This window comes from Arthrobacter melezitosi (assembly GCF_054511055.1).
In genome coordinates, this window is sequence record NZ_JBTNDJ010000015.1 from 1 (window position 1) to 15,972 (window position 15,972).

Below are 15,972 nucleotides of genomic sequence, written 5' to 3' on the forward strand. Positions count from 1 at the left end.
CTCCAACAACACCTTCAGGCTGAACGGCAGCCGCTCAGACCCCTGAACCGCCCCCAACCGGAAAATCTCATACGAGGTCCCGGAAACCTCCAGGACGCCCCTCGAGCCAAATGAATCCGCGGCAGTCATGGCCATCGCTCCTTAGTGCAGGTGAAAAAGTAGTATTGGGCCCAGTCTATCCCGCCGGCGGCGCCAGTGTATACATTCGTACACACCTGCGCGTCGTCATCGAACGGCAGCCGGCCGGGCGGGGCATTCCGCCCGCGCGGGGCGCCGGCTCCGCAGTCAAAGAGGCATAGGAAAAGGCGGTCAGGCCTGACGGAGCTGCGCGGCGTCGGCGGCAAGCTCGGCCGTGGCGGATCGCAGGAAGTCCTCCTGGACGAGTTCCTCACCGCGGCTGTGATCAACGATCGGCCCGGTTCCGGCGATTTCACGGATGAGTTCGATGCCGGCGATGGCCTCCTGCTTCGTGGCGAAGAATGTCGACACGGCGACGAGTGAACCGTCGGGGGCCGTAAGCTTCACCCGGAATCCACCGTCGTGGGCGTCGACCAGCTTGAAGTAACCAGCCATCTTCTTACCTCCTTGTAAGGGGCGTATTTTTCTGTTAAGCGGTGTTCAATCATAAGCACACTTAGGGCCTTCTCGCTCATCGCGCGGAGGCACCCTAGGATCGGACCATGGCCGACACCGTCAGCCGCGAACAGCGCAGCCGAAATATGTCCAAGATCCGCGGCAGGAATACCCAGCCTGAACTTGCGGTCCGCCGCCTGCTGCACCGCGCCGGGTACCGCTACCGGCTCCATGGGGCCTTCGCCGGAGGTTCCCTGCCAGGGCGCCCGGATCTCGTCTTTGCGGGCCGCCGCAAGGTCGTATTTGTCAATGGGTGTTTCTGGCATTCCCATTCCTGCCGGGCCGGTCAGCGCTCACCGTCGACAAACTCCGAGTTCTGGACCGATAAGAGGGAAGGGACGCGCCTGCGGGATCAACGCCAGCAGGCATCGCTCCGTGCGCAGGGTTGGGACGTCTTCGTCGTCTGGGAGTGCGAGCTGAAGCAATCCCCCTCGACGCTCGAGGAGCAGCTGACGGCGTTCCTTGGGGCGCCCCCGGAACCGGCCGCGCCTCGCCCCGGACCTGCTCCGGCGGGCTCCGCGGACGCTGGCGGGAACGACACGGCGGCGCCAGCGGCCCAAGACCAGGGAGAGGACACCCCATGAGGAACCCACGCGGCACCCCCGAACCGGCGGACAACGCAACCGGAGCGTCCCCGGTGGCTGGCGATCGGCGCGGGAGCGTCCTGGAGCCGGAGAGCGGCGCCGGCGGACCCGGCGGCAGTCATGGCAACATCCGCGACCAGCAGGGGACCTCGGCGGGCGGCAGCGTGCCGCCGGGCTTCAGCGGCGGACCCGGCGGCGCGCCGGCGGACTCCCGCCCCGAGGATGCCTCCGGCTCCGAGGTTCCCGACGTCGATGCCCCCGGCGTCGATGTTCCCGGCGCCGATGCCCCCGGCGTCGATGCCCCCGGCGTCGAGAGCTGGGACAGCGAAGGCTGAGCCCGACGCCACCGCGATCGGGTGGCGCCCGGGGCATGGGAGGTGCGCTCAGGGGGCCTGGCGGCCCCTGGCGGCGATGTCGGCCACGAGGCGAGACGGCATCGTACGGGCGACTGCGGCGAGCACCTTGTACTTCACGCTGGGGATCGAGACGGCTCTGCCGGCCGCAGCGTCGCGGAGGCCCTCCGCAATGACCTGCTCGGGGTTCAGCCACATCCAGCCCGGGATGGTCGACTTGTCCATTCCCATGCGGTCGTGGAACTCGGTGTGGACGAATCCCGGGCACAGGGCAGTGACGGTGATGCCCTCCCTGCCGTAGGCGACGTTGGCCCACCGGCTGAAACTGATCATCGCGGCCTTCGCTGCCCCGTAGGTGCCCCGCGGCACGAAGCCCGCGACACTGGCCACGTTGATGATGCGCCCGCTGCCGCGCCGCCGCATGCCGCCCAGCACCGCATGGCTCAAGGCGAGCGGGACCTCGACGTGGATCCTCAGATGACGCCGCTCCTCCTCGAACGGGTTATCGGCGAAGGCGTGCCGCAGCCCATACCCGGCATTGTTGATCAGGGTGGTGACGGGCACGGCGTCGCCCGAAAGCCTCGCGGTCACCCTCTCGAGCCCACCGTCCCCGAGCAGGTCGGCGGGCAGGGTTTCAACGGTGACCCCCGAGTCCTGCCGCAGGCGTCGGGCCGTCTCGTCGAGGCGTGCGGCATCCCGCGCCACGAGCACCAGGTTGGAGCCGCGGGCGGCCAACTCGCGGGCGAATTCGGCGCCCAGGCCGGCCGTTGCGCCGGTGATCATAACGGTCTCAGTCATGGGCCTTACTGTGCCTTTTCCTGCAACGCTGATGCAACCTTTGCCCCGTTAGTTTGATGCCGGGCCAGCCCCCCGGCCAGCGAACGATTGGACAGGCTGAGAGGCAGGTTCCAGCAGGAATGGCCCGGTCATCGATCGGGTCAACTGTCAAGGGAAAGGGAAAACCATGACCACGAACAGGGCTGTCGCTTACAAAGGGCCCGGCAAGGTCGAAGTGATCGATACCGAATACCCCACCTTTGAGCTTAAGGACGGGCCGGGGGTCAACCCTGCCAATGTCGGCAGGGCCGTCCACCACGGCGTCATCCTCAAGACGGTGGCGACGAACATCTGCGGTTCGGACCAGCACATGGTCCGGGGCCGCACCACCGCACCGGTCGACCTGGTCCTCGGCCACGAGATCACCGGCGAGGTGATCGAGGTCGGTCGGGACGTCGAATTCATCAAGCAGGGCGACATCGTCTCGGTGCCGTTCAATATCGCCTGTGGGCGGTGCCGGAACTGCAAGGAAGGCAAGACCGGCATCTGCCTGAACGTCAACCCGGACCGCCCGGGCAGCGCCTATGGGTACGTCGACATGGGTGGCTGGGTCGGCGGCCAGGCGGAGTACGTGCTGGTGCCTTATGCGGACTGGAACCTCCTGAAGTTCCCGGACCGCGACCAGGCCCTGGAGAAGATCCTCGACCTCACCATGCTGTCGGATATCTTCCCCACCGGCTTCCATGGCGTGACCACCGCGGGGGTCACTGTCGGCTCCACCGTGTACATCGCGGGGGCCGGACCGGTGGGACTCGCAGCGGCGGCCAGCGCGCAGCTGCTCGGTGCCGCCGTCGTGATTGTCGGTGACCTCAATGAGGACCGGTTGGCGCAGGCGCGCAGCTTCGGCGTCGAGACCGTCGACGTGTCGAAGGGCGATCCCCGGGACCAGATCGAGCAGTTGCTCGGCGTGCCCGAGGTTGACTGCGGCGTCGACGCCGTGGGCTTCGAGGCGCGCGCCCACGGCTCGAAGGATGCCGGCGAGGCACCTGCCACAGTGCTCAACTCGCTGATGCAGATCACCGCCGCCGGCGGTGCCCTGGGCATTCCGGGACTCTATGTCACGGGCGACCCGGGGGGCATCGACGAGGCCGCCAAGGTGGGCTCGCTGTCGCTCAGCCTCGGCACCGGGTGGGCCAAGTCGCTGGCCTTCACCACCGGACAGTGCCCGGTGATGAAGTACAACCGGCGCCTCATGATGGCGATCCTGCACGACAAGGTCCAGATCGCCAAGGCGGTCAACGCCAAGCCGATCGGGCTGGACCAGGCTCCCCAGGGCTACCAGGAGTTCGACGCTGGCGCCGCAACGAAGTACGTGCTCAACCCCAACGGGTATATCGCGGCCTGATCCGCGGTACCGGGCGTTCGCTGACGCGACGGCCCGGCGCCCACCGTTCCGGCCGGCTGTGCGCCGGCCGGAACGGCTGCCCATCAGGAGCCCTTAGGTGGACAGAGGCACTTCGGGCAGGGCAACGGCCCCTTCCTCCGGCGTTCGGCCGGCGGAAGGGGCCGTTGTGGTGTCCGGCCCGGTCCCTAGAAGGAATCCAGCCAGTCCTGCACCACGGGGATGTCGACGCGCTGGTAGCCGCCGAGGTAGCGGCAGTTCGCCGTATACGTGTAGCTCGTCACCGCAACGAGGTAGCCGTCGTGGAAGACCGGGCCGCCGGAGTCTCCGAAGCAGGTCCCGCCACCTCCACGGTTATCGTTCGGGTTGCCCTGGAGCTGGAGGATCTGCGGGGTGAGCTTCTGGCCCGGAGAGGAGGTGGAGCGGCGGATCAGCGGATACGACATCGGCTGCGGTTTCTGCGGCCCGCTCGCCGGCTTGCGCACCTCGGTTCCGTAGCCGACGAGGTCGAAGATCGTCCCGTTGAGCCGGGGCTGCTGGAACCCGTCGAGGTAGTTCACCGGAGCGAGCGTCGCGGGGGCGATCCCGGTGACCGGCTCGTCGAGCACGACGATGCCTACGTCGTTCCAGTTGGCCACGTCGGTGAAGTCGGAGTAGTCGGGGTGGGCCATCGGTGTGCCCCAGGTATAGCCGGCCGCCTCAAGTTCCTCGGGGGTGTAGCCGGCGCTGGGATCCGCCGCCTCAGGCAGCGGCGACGGCGGCTCCTCGGCAATAACCGAGTCGAAGGTGACGAGCGTGACGCCCGCCGTGCCCGCGGTGCAGTGAGCCGCCGTAATCAGGACGGTCGGCGAGATGAGGGTGGACGAGCAGCGGTATCGTCCGCCGTCCGCCGCGTCATAGAAGACAATCAGGCCCACATTGGGATGTTTGTTGCCGTCGGGTTGACCACCGGTAATGGCAGGCGCCGGAAGTGCGCTGGCAACGGTGAGCGAAAGGGTGGCCGCCAGTAGGAGGGCCAATCTCCTGAAGAAACGTTTCATCATCGGGTCCTTTACAGGGTGGAAGGGAACACGCCGACTCGATCGGGAGAGCTCGATTACTCGAACCGCCAGTCGCGTGACACCGGAAAGACCCATTCGGGCGCGATGTTTCGCTACGGGCGAAATCATCATCCTGCTGCGGCCAACGGGGCGTCAAGGCATTTTTGTAGCCTGCGGCAACGCGTTTGCCGACCCGTCGGGTGCGCCCTTCAGGCGAAGACGGACCCGGCGCGATGGGGTTCAAGCAGGCGCCGGTGCTCGGCATCAAGGCGCACCAGCTGCCCCTGCTCGACCCGCAGGAATGCCAGGACGGTTTCGGCCTTGGCGCACACGGCCCGGGTTTCCGGGTCGCGGATCAGGTACGAAAGGGTGAGGCTGGCAGGCGTGAGTCCACTGACCCAGATATCGATGACGGCAGGGATGTTCCGATAATCGAGCGGGGCGGTGTACCGCACGCGGTGCTCGACGACGAGGGCCTGGACGCCGGGTTCGAGCGACGAAAACAGCTCGACCTGCGGCGCCGCCCCCGGCAGCCCCGTGCCCGCGGGCGGCCCGAAGGCGGCAATGCGGGCCTCCTCGAGGATTCGAAGCACCTGGACGTTGTTGATATGGCCGTAGGCGTCCATGTCACCCCACCGGAGCGGAACGCGGCAAGTGAGGGCCTGGAGTGGCGATTCCATGACTCCGTTGTACAGCATCCTCGTTCGGCGCCACTCAGTACGTTCCGAAGGCGTGCGTGATGAACTTCACCCCCGAACGACATTTCCCGGCATTTCCCCGGCAAATCGCTCCACCGGGCCCCTCGTTTGGTGGCTATTCCGCACCTTTCCCTCCCCCTTGTTCAGGTTACCGGGCGGTAGTGTGACAGAAACTTCGGCTGAACGCTAGCATTAGTTCGATCAGCCCCCCATTTGTCAATGACCGTTGCATCTCAGTTTGGCAACGATCGATTTATGGCCTAGCGTGGTGGAGGTTCCCCACCCTGGGGAATGAGATAGGCTGCCGACTTTCCTGAGCAGCTGCATATGCCCGGTGCCGCCATCACCACATGCTGCTCGTCCGGCGGTTACCTAACCATGACCTCTATATCGTCAAGGTGAGCAGCGGTACTGAGACGTCCGGGGACGGAACGAGTGCTGGTGGCCTACGGGAGCATCAATCCTCATGAAGAATTCCAAACTTACCCTTAACGCACGTCGCGGCCTTGCCACGGTTGCCCTTGCAGGCCTTGGCCTCGGCGCCTCAGCAGGCGCGGCAACAGCAGCCCCCGCCAGTGACTGGGACGCCCTCGCCCAGTGCGAGAGCGGTGGCAACTGGGGCATCAACACCGGCAACGGCTACTCGGGTGGACTGCAGTTCTCCCCCAGCACCTGGGCCGCCTACGGTGGAACCGGTTCCGCAGCCGACGCCAGCCGCGAGCAGCAGATCGCCGTGGCCGAGCGCGTCCTCGACGGCCAGGGATGGGGCGCATGGCCCTCCTGCTCGTCGCAGCTCGGCCTGAACAGCGCCGCAAGCACCGGCGGCGCGGTTCCGGCTCCGGCCCCCCTGCAGGTCCAGCAGGCACCCGTCGCCCAGGCACCCGTGGCCGCGCCGGCGCCTGTCACCCAGGCACCGGTCGCCGTGCAGGCTCCCGTCGCCCAGGCCCCTGTCGTCCAGGCACCTGCCGTGCAGGCTCCCGCCCTCAGCGGAGAGACCTACACGATCCAGTCCGGCGACACCCTCAGCTCCATCGCCGACAAGCTTGGCATCGCGGGCGGCTGGCAGGCCCTGTTTGCCGCGAACGCGGACACTGTCATCCACGCCGACCTCATCTTCACCGGCAGCGTGCTTCAGCTTCCCGCGTAAGCAGCAGCGTCCGGGCACTCCACCCGCTTTCAAGAACCCCCTGCCTCGAGAGAGGCAGGGGGTTCTTGGTTTACGGAAGGCCCAATGGACTCTGGACTGGGAGTGCCGGCACGTAATAGTGTTGCCGCCATCCCGCGGCGCCGCCGCCGGGCATCCATTCCGTCAAGGAGGACTCATGGCCGGGCATACTTACCGCATCACGGAGATCGTCGGCAGCTCACCCGACGGCTCGGACGCAGCCGTGCGCAATGGCATCGCCCGGGCGGCCTCGACCCTCCACAACCTCGATTGGTTCGAGGTGAAGGAGGTCCGCGGGCACCTCGTGGACGGCGCAATCGCCGACTGGCAGGTGACGATGAAGGTCGGTTTCCGCCTGGACGGCTAAGCATTCCCCCCTTCCCGTCACGGATACGACGGAGGGCTGCTCCAAGGGAATTGAGGCGCCGTTGGCTGCGTTATGCCCCCCGGCGGCACCTTCCGGGCCGCATCGGCCTTATACAGGAGCACAGTGATGGCGAAGGAACTCGAACTTGGACTCGACACGTTCGGAGACGTGACGGCGGATGCCGACGGCAATCCGGTGGCTTACCCACAGGTAATCCGGAACGTCATTGAAGAAGGTGTTCTTGCCGACTCGGTCGGGGTTGATTTCTTCGGCATCGGCGAACACCACCGTTTTGACTTCGCCGTCTCCTCCCCGGAGATGGTGCTGGCGTCGATCGCCGCGAAGACCGAACGGATCCGCCTGGGTTCGGCCGTGACGGTCCTGAGCTCGGACGACCCCGTCCGCGTGTTCCAGCGCTTCGCGACGCTCGACGCGGCCTCCAACGGCCGCGCCGAGGTGATCCTGGGCAGGGGCTCCTTCACCGAGTCCTTTCCGCTCTTCGGATTCGACCTGACCCGGTACGAGGAGCTCTTCGAGGACAAGCTCGACCTGTTCGCCGAGGTCCGCAAGGAAAAGCCGGTCACCTGGACCGGCAGCATCCGACCGGGGCTGACGCAGCAGTCCGTCTTCCCGAAGACCGACGGCGGGCAGCTGAAGACGTGGATCGGCGTCGGCGGCAGCCCCCAGTCGGTGGTGCGCGCCGCACGGTACGGCATGCCCCTGATGCTCGCCATCATCGGCGGCCACCCCTCACGCTTCGAGCCCTACGTCGACCTCTACCACAGGGCGCTGACCGAGCTCGGCCAGCCCACGCAGCCGGTCGGGACCCACTCCCCGGGCCACATCGCCGACACCGACGAACAGGCACGCGAAGAGCTGTGGCCCGCGTTCCAGGTCATGAGGAACCGGATCGGAGCCGAGCGTGGCTGGGGCCCGACGAGCCGCGCCGAGTTTGACGCCGAGATCGAGGGCGGCTCGCTCTACGTCGGATCGCCCGAAACCGTGGCGCGCAAGATCGCAGCCACGGTCAAGACCCTCAAGCTTGACAGGTTCGACCTGAAATACGGCTCTGGCCCGCTCTCGCACGAGCTGCTGATGCGTAACATCGAGCTCTACGGGACGAAGGTCATCCCGATGGTCCGGGACATCCTGGCCTGACCACCAGGGCCGCGTCGGGCCGGCGGGTATGCCAACGGCCGATCTGCTGGTTTACTTCGGTGTAGTGGATCGGCTCGAGCAAAGGCGGGGCAGATGAAAGGGACAACCGAATCCCCCAAACCCTCAGTCCTGTTCGTCGGCGCCTCCAACTCGGCGCGGTCGCAGATGGCCGCAGCGTTCCTCACCCGCTTCGCGCAGGGGCGGGTCGAGGTGCGCTCCGGCGGCCCGGACCCCGCTGACCGGGTCGACCCCACCGCGGTTGAGGCGATGGCCGAGGTGGGCGTCGACATCTCCGCGGCGGTGCCCCGGCGGCTCAGCCCCGAGATGGTGGTGGGCGCGGACTTCGTCATCACCTTGGGGTATGCCGACCAGGAGCCGAGCTTCCCGAACGTCCGCCACGAAGACTGGCCCGTTGAGGACCCGGTCGGCCAGGACACCGCGGCGATGCGCCGGGTCCGCGACGAGATCAAGGGAAGGGTCCAGCAGTTGATCACCGAACTGCTGCCGGGCCGCCACGTCGACGCGCAGTAGGGGCGTCCGGGCCCGGTGCTGACCGCCCGGGCTGGCGCTCAGGCACAGCTCGTGCGGTCGATCTCGATCTCCAGGTTGTGGGCCACCTCGTAGTCGCGCTCCGATGAGGCGAACCGCACGAGGATGTTCCGGGCCGTGCCGTTGTCGACGCCGTCCTCGAGCGCCACCGCCACGACGATATTGATGTGGGAGTCCGGCGTGAACCGGTATCCGTCGGCGGGGACCGGTTCGACGAGGAAGGTGCTCGGTTCCGCCGGCTCGGCGGTTACCGTGGCTTCGCCGTGGCCGGCGTGGCCCGCGTCCGCGCCGGCACCGTGGTGGCCATGGCCTTCCTTGTTGGCCGGTGTGACCTCCGCCGACACCATGCGCAGCCCCTGGGGGTCGCCGAGGGAAATCTCTCCGAAGGTGAATTCCTCAAGGGTGGGATTGTGGAGCATCACGGTGTACTCCTGGAAGCTCTCCTGCGGCTGGACCCCGCAGAGTTTCGCCCCGTCCGCCCCGATATTCAGCGGGTCCTCCCCCTTGACCGTCCCGGCCGGGGAGCCCTGGACGGAGCCTGCGGACACCTCGCGGGCTGCGTTGACGTCGAGTGGGTTCTCCTCGGTGACGCCGCAGCCCGCCAGGAGCGCAGCCGTGAGGGCTGCGGCTCCAAGGAGCCCTCTCGGGGTCTGCCTTCTCGTCATGGCGCTCTTCCCTGGTCGGGGCCGCCACCCGTGCAGGGCGGCCGTGCTCTGCGAGGTATTCGGAGCCGGCACCCGAGCGGCTGGGTCTCGACCGGTCGGTCCGCTCCGATCCCTGCTCCGAGAGGGCACGAAGGGTCTATTCGTAGAGGATGTACTCGGGCTGCGGGACCAGGGCGAGGACCTGGTCAGGGGTCATCAGCGGCCCTGCCGCCGCTTCCTCCTCGAAGAACAGCTTGAAGCCGGGGCGGACGGTGGCGGGCAGTCCGGCGGTGAGCAGCGCATACGCCTCCGTCTTGGACCCGGCGCTGCCGATGCCGTCGGCGCTCTTGATCACCTCCACGCCCGGGTGCGCGGTGATGGCCCCCTCGTTGGGGACCACGCTCACGGCGACCTGGTGGAAGACGAGGGCCTTCTGCGGGAGCGCCTCCCGCACGACGAGGTCGTTCAGCCATGCGGCGATGGCCTCGATCTCCTCCCCCGCCGTCGAGCCATACACGGCGCCCGGGACCTCCTGGTCGGTGATGTCCCACTCGGGGTCGAGCGCGAGGCCGACGTCGGGCTCCTTCAGCCACTTCTCGAGGCGCTTCACCTCCTCGGTCATGCTCGAGCGGCCCGGCTGGATATTGAGCAGCAGGATGGCGTCGTGGCGGCGTGCCGCCTCGAGGTACTGCTGGATCGTCGCGTCCGGGGTGTGAGTGCGGTAGGTTCCGTCGGGTCCGGGTTCGGCCTGCACCACGACGGTGATCAGTTCGAGCACGGGCAGGATCCTGCGCCCTCCGGCGTAGGCGGCGCCGTGCGCCTCAATTTCGGCGACGCGCTCGTCGAGGTCGCCGATGCCCAGCCGCCCGAGCCCCGGCGAAAGGGGGTGGCCGCTGTAGCCCATGAGGCGGTAGGCGGGAAACAGGTCGGTGCCACCGCGCGGCAGCTCGGTCGGCTTCGGCGCCTCGGGCGATGGCGTCGGGCCGGCCGTCGCAGAGGCGGCTGGCGTGGGCCGGGCCGTCGCGGAGGCCGACGGCGCCGGACCGGAGGCCGACGGGCCGCCGGGCCCGGCGGAAGTACCCGGCCCGGCGCCACAGCCGGCGAGGAAAAGAGCCAGGCCCAGCAGGGCGGCGGGCGCCGCGGCGCCGCGGTCCGGGAAAAATGCCAAAGGGTGCCTCCCGGCGGGGTGGAGAGGAGAGGGGGAACCTCAACCGTAGCCCGGCGCCGGGCCGGGATTGCCCTGCCCCGCCGCGGGCCGCCCTAGGCGAGGTACTTGCCGCCGGTGACCCCCAGGACTTCGCCCGAGACGTACCGCGCGTCGTTCGAGGCCAGGAACACGAAGGCCCCGGCCAGCTCCGCGGGTTGGCCCATCCGCCCCAGGGGCGTGTCGTCGCCGAAGCTCTCGAGCTTCTCCGGGGTGGTCGTCGCCGGCTGCAGGGGCGTCCAGATGGGCCCCGGGGCGACGGCGTTCACCCGGATGCCCCGCTCACCGAGCAGTTCGGAGAGGCTGAAGGTGAGGCTGTTCAGCGCCGCCTTGGTCGCGGCGTAGTCGATCAGCGAGGTTGAAGGGTGGTAGCCCTGGATGGAGGTGGTGTTGATGATCGAGGCACCCGCACCCAGGTGCGGCAGGGCCGCCTGGATCATCCAGAAGGTTCCGTAGACATTGGTCTCAAAGGTCCGCCTCAACTGCTCCGGCGAAATGTCCTCGATGCCGCCGGGCTGGGCGAGATGGTATCCGGCATTGTTCACCAGCAGGTCGAGGCCGCCGAACTCCGCGACGGCGGCGTCCACCGCGGATCGTGCGTAGTCCCCGTCCCGGATATCCCCCGGCAGGGCGAGCGCCTTCCGGCCCTCGGCCTCGATCAGCTTGAGGCAGCTGCGGCCGTCCTCTTCTTCCTCCGGAAGGTACCCGATGGCGACGTCGGCGCCTTCCCGCGCGTAGGCGAGGGCCACGGCGCGTCCGATGCCCGAGTCGCCGCCGGTGATCAGGGCCCGGCGCCCGGCGAGCCTGCCGGTGCCGCGGTAGGTCTCCTCGCCGTGGTCGGGCCGCGGGTCCATCTGCTCGGTGAAACCGGGATAGTTCTGGAGGTCGGTCGAAGCCTCCTCCTTGGGTCCGCGGGGATCATCCTGCTCGAGTGGATGCGCGTTCGGGTTCGACATGCTGCACTCCTTACCGGTCGGTTGGTTCCCTGCTGAGGCAGGAATACTAAGCCTACTGTCATTGTGTTCTGCGTGGAGGTCCCCTAACAATGGACTATGACAGTGATGCTGAGGTCCCTCGAAACGGCCGTGCCCGAGACGGTCATGATCCAGGACCAGGTCCGGGACGTGTTCGCCGCACAGCCGGACCTGACCCGGCTTGGAACCCGCCTCGTCGGGGCCGCCTTCGACTCCTCCGGCATCGACACCCGGTACACGGCCGTCCAGGAGCTCACCCTGGACAGCACCGCCGAAAACCCGGTCTTCTTCGATTCGCGGCAGATGCTGATCCTGAGCCCGAGCACCAAGACGCGCAACGAGGTGTACGCGGAAGAGGGAAGCAAGCTCTTCATCGAGGCCGGCCGCCGGGCCCTGGCGGCCGCGGACGGCATCGAGGCAGCGGACGTCACCCACGTGGTCACCGTCTCCTGCACCGGGTTCTTCAATCCCGGGCCGGACTACAAGGTGGTGCGGGCCCTGAACCTCAGCCCCGCCGTCCAGCGCTACCATCTCGGCTTCATGGGCTGCTACGCGGCGTTCCCGGCCCTGCGCGCCGCCAAGGCCTTCTGCGAGGCCGATCCTGAGGCAGTGGTGCTCGTGGTCAGCGCCGAACTGTGCTCACTGCACGTGCGCTCCTCGAACAATCCCGACACCATCGTCGGCTCCTCCCTCTTCGCCGACGGCGCCGCCGCCGCGGTCATCACCGCGCGCGAACTCCCCCGGACCGGCCCCATGTTCAGCCTCGACCACTTCGAAACGGTGCTCACACCGGTGGGCGAAGAGTCGATGGCCTGGAACATCGGGGACGAAGGCTTCGAGATGGTGCTCGGGACCTACGTCCCGCACATCATCGACGCGAACATCGTGAGCGCCCTTGAGCCGCTTCTAGCGCACGACATCTCCCTCGAGGGCAAGGCCTACTCCGACATCGAGCACTGGGCCATCCACCCGGGCGGCCGCAGCATCCTCGACAAGGTGGAGGCGAAGCTCGAGCTGACCCGGGACCAGCTGGTGCCGGCGCGGGACATCCTGCGCAACTACGGCAATATGAGCAGCGCAACGGTGCTGTTCGTGCTGAAGAACATCCTCGAGGCTCCCGCGTCCGGCGGCAACGGACGCGTCTGTTCGATGGCCTTCGGGCCCGGCCTCACCGTGGAGACCGCCCTCCTCACGAAGATCGGATGACCCCCGGCGGATTCCTCCTCCGGCGCGACGCCGGAGCCGTCGAGGAAATGGACAAGCCCGACTGCGACCCGGGGACCCTCGAGCGCACCTACTCCCAGTTCGGCCTCGTGAATGCGGTGGTGTCCGGCTGGCGGCACACCTACCGAACGCTCGTGCGCCCTCGGCTCTCCACACAGGGCGGGAACACGCTGCTGGACATCGGGTCGGGCGGCGGGGACCTGCCCCGGTCGCTGGCCCGCTGGGCGCGGCGCGACGGGCTGGACCTCACGATCACCGCCATCGACCCGGACGAGCGGGCCCACGCCTACGCACTCCGGCAACCAGCCGTTCCCGGGTTGAGCTTCCGGCGGGCGCTCAGCGCGGAGCTTGTCGCCGAGGGCAGGACGTTCACCGTGGTGACCTCCAACCATGTGCTTCACCACCTCGACCGCCCGGCCCTGTGGGGCCTGCTCGGGGACAGCGCCCGGCTGGCCGGGCGCCTCGCCGTGCACAGCGATATTGCCCGCAGCCGGATTGGCTACGGTCTGTTCTCGGTCGGCACCCTGCCGTTCCGGGGCTCCTACATCCGCCGGGACGGGCTCACCTCAATCCGGCGCAGCTATACCCCGGCCGAGCTTCGGGCCGTCCTTGCGGCCGAACGCCGTCCCGGCTGGAGCGTCGAAAGCGCCGTCCCCTTCCGGAACCTCCTCATCTACCGGGCGGGCCCGGATGCATGATGTCGTGGTGGTCGGCGGTGGCCCGGTGGGCCTCTACGCCGCCCTCGCGCTGCGGCAGGCCGGCCTCGACGTCGTCGTGCTCGAACAGCGGGCCGCCCGCAGCACCCATTCCCGGGCGATCGGAATCCATCCACCGGCGCTGGAGGCGCTGGACTCGGTGGCGGTGTCCGGGGCGCTGCGGGCTCGGGGATCGCGGATCACGGAGGGGATCGCGCGCAGCGCCGGGCGCCGCGTCGCGACCCTCTCGTTCGCCACCCTCCCGGGCGAGCACCGCTATGTCCTGGCCGTGCCGCAGGCGGTGACCGAGGAGGTGCTCGAGGACCGGTTGACCCGTGGCTTCCCCGGCACGCTGCGCCGTGGTGCCACGGTGACCGGGCTGGAGCAGCAGGGCGGGAGCGTTGGGGTGCGGGCCACGGTGGCCGGCGGCGAGGAGGTGTTCGAGGCGCGCCTGGTGATCGGCGCCGACGGCGCCCGCAGCGCGGTGCGCGGCTTCGCGGGGATCCGGGCGCCGGGCAGGTCCTACCCCGACTGCTACCTCATGGGGGACTTCGCTGATGAAACCGGCGACGGCGACTCCGCGGTGCTCTACCTCGAGGCCGGAGGCATCGTCGAGTCGTTCCCGCTGCCGGGCGGGGTGCGGCGCTGGGTGGTGCGGATGGGCGCGCCCACCGGGCCGGACGCCGGCCTGCTGTGCCGCCTCATCGCCGAGCGCACCTCGGTGGCGGTGGACCCGGACGGGAACACCATGGTCAGCAGCTTCGAGGTGCGCTCCCGGCTGGCCGAGCGCTTTATCGCCGGCCGGGTGCTGCTGGTCGGTGACGCCGCCCACGAGATCAGCCCCATCGGCGGCCAGGGCATGAACCTGGGCTGGCTCGACGTCCACGCCCTGGTGCCGCTCGTCACGGCATCCCTGGTGGAGGGCGCCGACGTCGGACGGCAGCTGGCGGAGTACGGCAGGTCCCGCCGCAGGGCCGCGGACCTGGCGCGGCGGAAGGCCCACCTGAACATGGCCCTGGGCAGGCCCCTGCCGGCTCCGGTGCTTGCCGCCCGCAATGCGGCCCTGGCCCGGCTGCTCTCCCTGCCGTCCGTCTCCTCCGGCGTCGCCCGGGCCTTCACCATGCAGTGAGGGGCCGGCCTCCGGTCCTAGCGGTTGCCCTGTACGCGCGCCAGCAGCTCCTCGAAGGGCGCCGACGCTTCCGGGGCGCGGGAGGGCCGGGGCCCGGAAGACCCAAGGACCAGGGCCGCCAGCTCCTTTGCCGCGCGCCGCGACCTCTGCTCGAGCTCCGGGACGCCATCCCCGGTGCCGGCGCCCCAGTCCTGCGGCGCGGCGTAGACGGCGGTAGGTACGACGACGGCGCGCAGGTAGCTGAACAGCGGCCGCAGCGCATGCTCGAGCACGAGGGAGTGCCGTGCGCTGCCGCCCGTGGCACCCAGCAGCACGGGCGTCCCCTGGAGGGACTTGAGGTCCAGCACATCGAAGAAAGACTTGAACAATCCGCTGTAGGACCCGGAGAAGACCGGGCTGACGACGATCAGCGCGTCGGCCTGGGCGAGACGCTCCTGCACAGCGGCGAGGGTCGGCGGGGCGAAGCCGGAAACGAGGTGGTTGGCGATGTCCAGCGCGAACTCACGGAGCTCAACCAGCTCCACCTCAACCGTGGCACCTGACGCTTCCAGCGCCTCGACCGCGGAATCCGCCAGCTGATCGGCAAGCATCCTGCTTGAGGAGGGCACGCCCAGCCCCGCCGATACGACCATGATGTGCGTTGTAGACACCGGTAAACCCCTTCCGCATTACATGCCATTGCATGTACTTGGCACAACTGAGGGGATCTCGGATTCATTCCCTGTCGTCGTCGCCGTGGCGCATCCCACCCTTAACGACCAAGTGGCCCCCCGTGCCGCGCACGGGGAGCCACCTCTTCCGCGGCGGCCCTGCGGACCGCCGGGGGCTTACTTCTTCCGGAAGATGCCGTCGAGGACGTTCTGGGGCCGCTGCATCTCGCCCTGGTGGGCCGAGAGGACGACCACCGTGCCACTGACAACCGGCAGCGCCCACTGCAGCATCTTGAGCTGCGACTGCGCCTTGGCGAGTTCGTCCGTGGCACCGGGCCGCGGCTCGGTCGCGCCTTCACCGCCCTGTTCGGCCAGCTCGGCGACCTTCTTGCCCATCATGCCGGCGTAGAGGGAGAGCGCCATGCCGACAACCGTCACGACGCTCTTGATGACAGTGTTCGCGCCAACGCCCTCCTGCTTGGCCAGGCGCCCCTTGTTGCCGAAGATCAGTCCGATGCCGCCGACGGCGTGCGCAACGAAGGCACCGATTTGGACTGGGGTCCACTTTGCCCACCCGAGGCTCGAGAGGCGTGTGCGCTCGCGCGGGTCTTTCGCCTTGCCGGTGGCGCCGTTCAGCCCCACCGCCCCCATCAGAGTTCCGCCGAACCATGCGGCCGCCCCGAGATCGTGGGCGGATCGAGCCAGAAGGTTTCCTGCCATGATGTC

General features: G+C 68.5%; 19 protein-coding genes. 10 read left to right on the top strand and 9 right to left on the bottom strand.

From position 1 onward, the window contains the following. Positions 1-309: 309 nt before the first annotated feature. Positions 310-573, bottom strand: coding sequence for a YegP family protein (locus tag ACX80W_RS13555; protein WP_459284129.1), 264 nt, complete (start codon positions 571-573; stop codon positions 310-312). Between the two features lie 107 nt (positions 574-680). Between ACX80W_RS13555 and ACX80W_RS13560 the strand changes: the two genes are divergently transcribed. Beyond that, positions 681-1,217 (top strand): very short patch repair endonuclease, encoded by a 537-nt coding sequence (locus tag ACX80W_RS13560; RefSeq protein ID WP_459284130.1) that lies wholly within the window; start codon positions 681-683, stop codon positions 1,215-1,217. Next, complete coding sequence (locus ACX80W_RS13565; protein WP_459284132.1) at positions 1,214-1,552, top strand: hypothetical protein; 339 nt, start codon at positions 1,214-1,216, stop codon at positions 1,550-1,552. Before ACX80W_RS13560 ends, ACX80W_RS13565 begins: the two co-directional genes overlap by 4 nt. 48 nt (positions 1,553-1,600) lie before the next feature. On the opposite strand, the gene ACX80W_RS13570 is transcribed toward ACX80W_RS13565, so the two are convergent. After that, on the bottom strand, positions 1,601-2,368 hold the full coding sequence (locus ACX80W_RS13570; protein WP_459284134.1) for an SDR family NAD(P)-dependent oxidoreductase: 768 nt from the start codon (positions 2,366-2,368) through the stop codon (positions 1,601-1,603). 166 nt (positions 2,369-2,534) lie between these two features. On the opposite strand from ACX80W_RS13570, the gene fdhA reads away from it, so the two are divergent. Beyond that, complete coding sequence (fdhA, locus tag ACX80W_RS13575) at positions 2,535-3,752, top strand: formaldehyde dehydrogenase, glutathione-independent (RefSeq protein WP_459284136.1); 1,218 nt, start codon at positions 2,535-2,537, stop codon at positions 3,750-3,752. 185 nt (positions 3,753-3,937) lie between these two features. On the opposite strand, the gene ACX80W_RS13580 is transcribed toward fdhA, so the two are convergent. Together ACX80W_RS13580 and ACX80W_RS13585 are read right to left on the bottom strand one after the other, a co-directional pair. Beyond that, entirely contained in the window at positions 3,938-4,789 is an 852-nt protein-coding gene (locus tag ACX80W_RS13580) for a trypsin-like serine protease (protein ID WP_459284138.1), read from the bottom strand. A gap of 209 nt (positions 4,790-4,998) precedes the next feature. Beyond that, positions 4,999-5,469, bottom strand: coding sequence for an acyl-CoA thioesterase (locus ACX80W_RS13585; RefSeq protein ID WP_459284140.1), 471 nt, complete (start codon positions 5,467-5,469; stop codon positions 4,999-5,001). A 484-nt stretch (positions 5,470-5,953) separates the two neighbouring features. On the opposite strand from ACX80W_RS13585, the gene ACX80W_RS13590 reads away from it, so the two are divergent. The 4 genes from ACX80W_RS13590 (at position 5,954) to ACX80W_RS13605 (ending at position 8,708) form a co-directional block, all read left to right on the top strand. Continuing rightward, positions 5,954-6,634: a transglycosylase family protein gene (locus ACX80W_RS13590; protein WP_459284141.1), complete on the top strand. Its 681-nt coding sequence runs from the start codon at positions 5,954-5,956 to the stop codon at positions 6,632-6,634. A 175-nt stretch (positions 6,635-6,809) separates the two neighbouring features. Beyond that, positions 6,810-7,019 (top strand): dodecin, encoded by a 210-nt coding sequence (locus ACX80W_RS13595; protein ID WP_459284143.1) that lies wholly within the window; start codon positions 6,810-6,812, stop codon positions 7,017-7,019. 126 nt (positions 7,020-7,145) lie between these two features. Beyond that, positions 7,146-8,177 (top strand): LLM class flavin-dependent oxidoreductase, encoded by a 1,032-nt coding sequence (locus ACX80W_RS13600; RefSeq protein WP_459284144.1) that lies wholly within the window; start codon positions 7,146-7,148, stop codon positions 8,175-8,177. 93 nt (positions 8,178-8,270) lie between these two features. Then, positions 8,271-8,708, top strand: a complete 438-nt coding sequence (locus ACX80W_RS13605) for an arsenate-mycothiol transferase ArsC (protein WP_459284146.1) — start codon at positions 8,271-8,273, stop codon at positions 8,706-8,708. Positions 8,709-8,746: 38 nt separating this feature from the next. Here ACX80W_RS13605 and ACX80W_RS13610 read toward each other — a convergent pair whose 3' ends face one another. From ACX80W_RS13610 to ACX80W_RS13620, 3 genes are all read right to left on the bottom strand, one after another. Beyond that, positions 8,747-9,391: a hypothetical protein gene (locus ACX80W_RS13610; RefSeq protein ID WP_459284148.1), complete on the bottom strand. Its 645-nt coding sequence runs from the start codon at positions 9,389-9,391 to the stop codon at positions 8,747-8,749. A gap of 136 nt (positions 9,392-9,527) precedes the next feature. After that, complete coding sequence (locus ACX80W_RS13615; RefSeq protein ID WP_459284149.1) at positions 9,528-10,538, bottom strand: hypothetical protein; 1,011 nt, start codon at positions 10,536-10,538, stop codon at positions 9,528-9,530. Positions 10,539-10,630: 92 nt separating this feature from the next. Beyond that, on the bottom strand, positions 10,631-11,530 hold the full coding sequence (locus ACX80W_RS13620; protein ID WP_459284151.1) for an SDR family oxidoreductase: 900 nt from the start codon (positions 11,528-11,530) through the stop codon (positions 10,631-10,633). Positions 11,531-11,626: 96 nt separating this feature from the next. Between ACX80W_RS13620 and ACX80W_RS13625 the strand changes: the two genes are divergently transcribed. Genes ACX80W_RS13625 through ACX80W_RS13635 form a run of 3 tightly spaced genes read left to right on the top strand, consistent with a single transcriptional unit; the run spans position 11,627 to position 14,596 of the window. Then, positions 11,627-12,754 (top strand): type III polyketide synthase, encoded by a 1,128-nt coding sequence (locus tag ACX80W_RS13625; protein WP_459284152.1) that lies wholly within the window; start codon positions 11,627-11,629, stop codon positions 12,752-12,754. After that, the gene (locus ACX80W_RS13630) at positions 12,751-13,470 is read left to right on the top strand and encodes a class I SAM-dependent methyltransferase (RefSeq protein WP_459284154.1); all 720 of its coding nucleotides are present in this window, start codon (positions 12,751-12,753) and stop codon (positions 13,468-13,470) included. The genes ACX80W_RS13625 and ACX80W_RS13630 overlap by 4 nt, the downstream gene beginning before the upstream one ends. After that, on the top strand, positions 13,463-14,596 hold the full coding sequence (locus ACX80W_RS13635; RefSeq protein WP_459284156.1) for an FAD-dependent oxidoreductase: 1,134 nt from the start codon (positions 13,463-13,465) through the stop codon (positions 14,594-14,596). The genes ACX80W_RS13630 and ACX80W_RS13635 overlap by 8 nt, the downstream gene beginning before the upstream one ends. A gap of 17 nt (positions 14,597-14,613) precedes the next feature. Here ACX80W_RS13635 and ACX80W_RS13640 read toward each other — a convergent pair whose 3' ends face one another. Beyond that, the gene (locus ACX80W_RS13640) at positions 14,614-15,246 is read right to left on the bottom strand and encodes an FMN reductase (RefSeq protein WP_459284158.1); all 633 of its coding nucleotides are present in this window, start codon (positions 15,244-15,246) and stop codon (positions 14,614-14,616) included. A gap of 177 nt (positions 15,247-15,423) precedes the next feature. Then, positions 15,424-15,966 carry a hypothetical protein gene (locus tag ACX80W_RS13645; RefSeq protein ID WP_459284160.1) on the bottom strand — a complete coding sequence of 181 codons (543 nt, stop codon included), beginning with the start codon at positions 15,964-15,966 and terminating at the stop codon, positions 15,424-15,426. Positions 15,967-15,972: the final 6 nt, after the last annotated feature.

What these genes read in the sequence shown, in the direction of transcription:
- ACX80W_RS13620 (WP_459284151.1), bottom strand. Translation starts at nt 11,530, where the DNA reads ATGTCGAACCCGAACGCGCATCCACTCGAGCAGGATGATCCCCGCGGA.
- ACX80W_RS13560 (WP_459284130.1), top strand. Translation starts at nt 681, where the DNA reads ATGGCCGACACCGTCAGCCGCGAACAGCGCAGCCGAAATATGTCCAAG.
- ACX80W_RS13630 (WP_459284154.1), top strand. Translation starts at nt 12,751, where the DNA reads ATGACCCCCGGCGGATTCCTCCTCCGGCGCGACGCCGGAGCCGTCGAG.
- ACX80W_RS13580 (WP_459284138.1), bottom strand. Translation starts at nt 4,789, where the DNA reads ATGAAACGTTTCTTCAGGAGATTGGCCCTCCTACTGGCGGCCACCCTT.
- ACX80W_RS13595 (WP_459284143.1), top strand. Translation starts at nt 6,810, where the DNA reads ATGGCCGGGCATACTTACCGCATCACGGAGATCGTCGGCAGCTCACCC.
- fdhA (WP_459284136.1), top strand. Translation starts at nt 2,535, where the DNA reads ATGACCACGAACAGGGCTGTCGCTTACAAAGGGCCCGGCAAGGTCGAA.
- ACX80W_RS13590 (WP_459284141.1), top strand. Translation starts at nt 5,954, where the DNA reads ATGAAGAATTCCAAACTTACCCTTAACGCACGTCGCGGCCTTGCCACG.
- ACX80W_RS13570 (WP_459284134.1), bottom strand. Translation starts at nt 2,368, where the DNA reads ATGACTGAGACCGTTATGATCACCGGCGCAACGGCCGGCCTGGGCGCC.
- ACX80W_RS13635 (WP_459284156.1), top strand. Translation starts at nt 13,463, where the DNA reads ATGCATGATGTCGTGGTGGTCGGCGGTGGCCCGGTGGGCCTCTACGCC.
- ACX80W_RS13625 (WP_459284152.1), top strand. Translation starts at nt 11,627, where the DNA reads ATGACAGTGATGCTGAGGTCCCTCGAAACGGCCGTGCCCGAGACGGTC.
- ACX80W_RS13600 (WP_459284144.1), top strand. Translation starts at nt 7,146, where the DNA reads ATGGCGAAGGAACTCGAACTTGGACTCGACACGTTCGGAGACGTGACG.
- ACX80W_RS13565 (WP_459284132.1), top strand. Translation starts at nt 1,214, where the DNA reads ATGAGGAACCCACGCGGCACCCCCGAACCGGCGGACAACGCAACCGGA.
- ACX80W_RS13645 (WP_459284160.1), bottom strand. Translation starts at nt 15,966, where the DNA reads ATGGCAGGAAACCTTCTGGCTCGATCCGCCCACGATCTCGGGGCGGCC.
- ACX80W_RS13605 (WP_459284146.1), top strand. Translation starts at nt 8,271, where the DNA reads ATGAAAGGGACAACCGAATCCCCCAAACCCTCAGTCCTGTTCGTCGGC.
- ACX80W_RS13610 (WP_459284148.1), bottom strand. Translation starts at nt 9,391, where the DNA reads ATGACGAGAAGGCAGACCCCGAGAGGGCTCCTTGGAGCCGCAGCCCTC.
- ACX80W_RS13585 (WP_459284140.1), bottom strand. Translation starts at nt 5,469, where the DNA reads ATGGAATCGCCACTCCAGGCCCTCACTTGCCGCGTTCCGCTCCGGTGG.
- ACX80W_RS13555 (WP_459284129.1), bottom strand. Translation starts at nt 573, where the DNA reads ATGGCTGGTTACTTCAAGCTGGTCGACGCCCACGACGGTGGATTCCGG.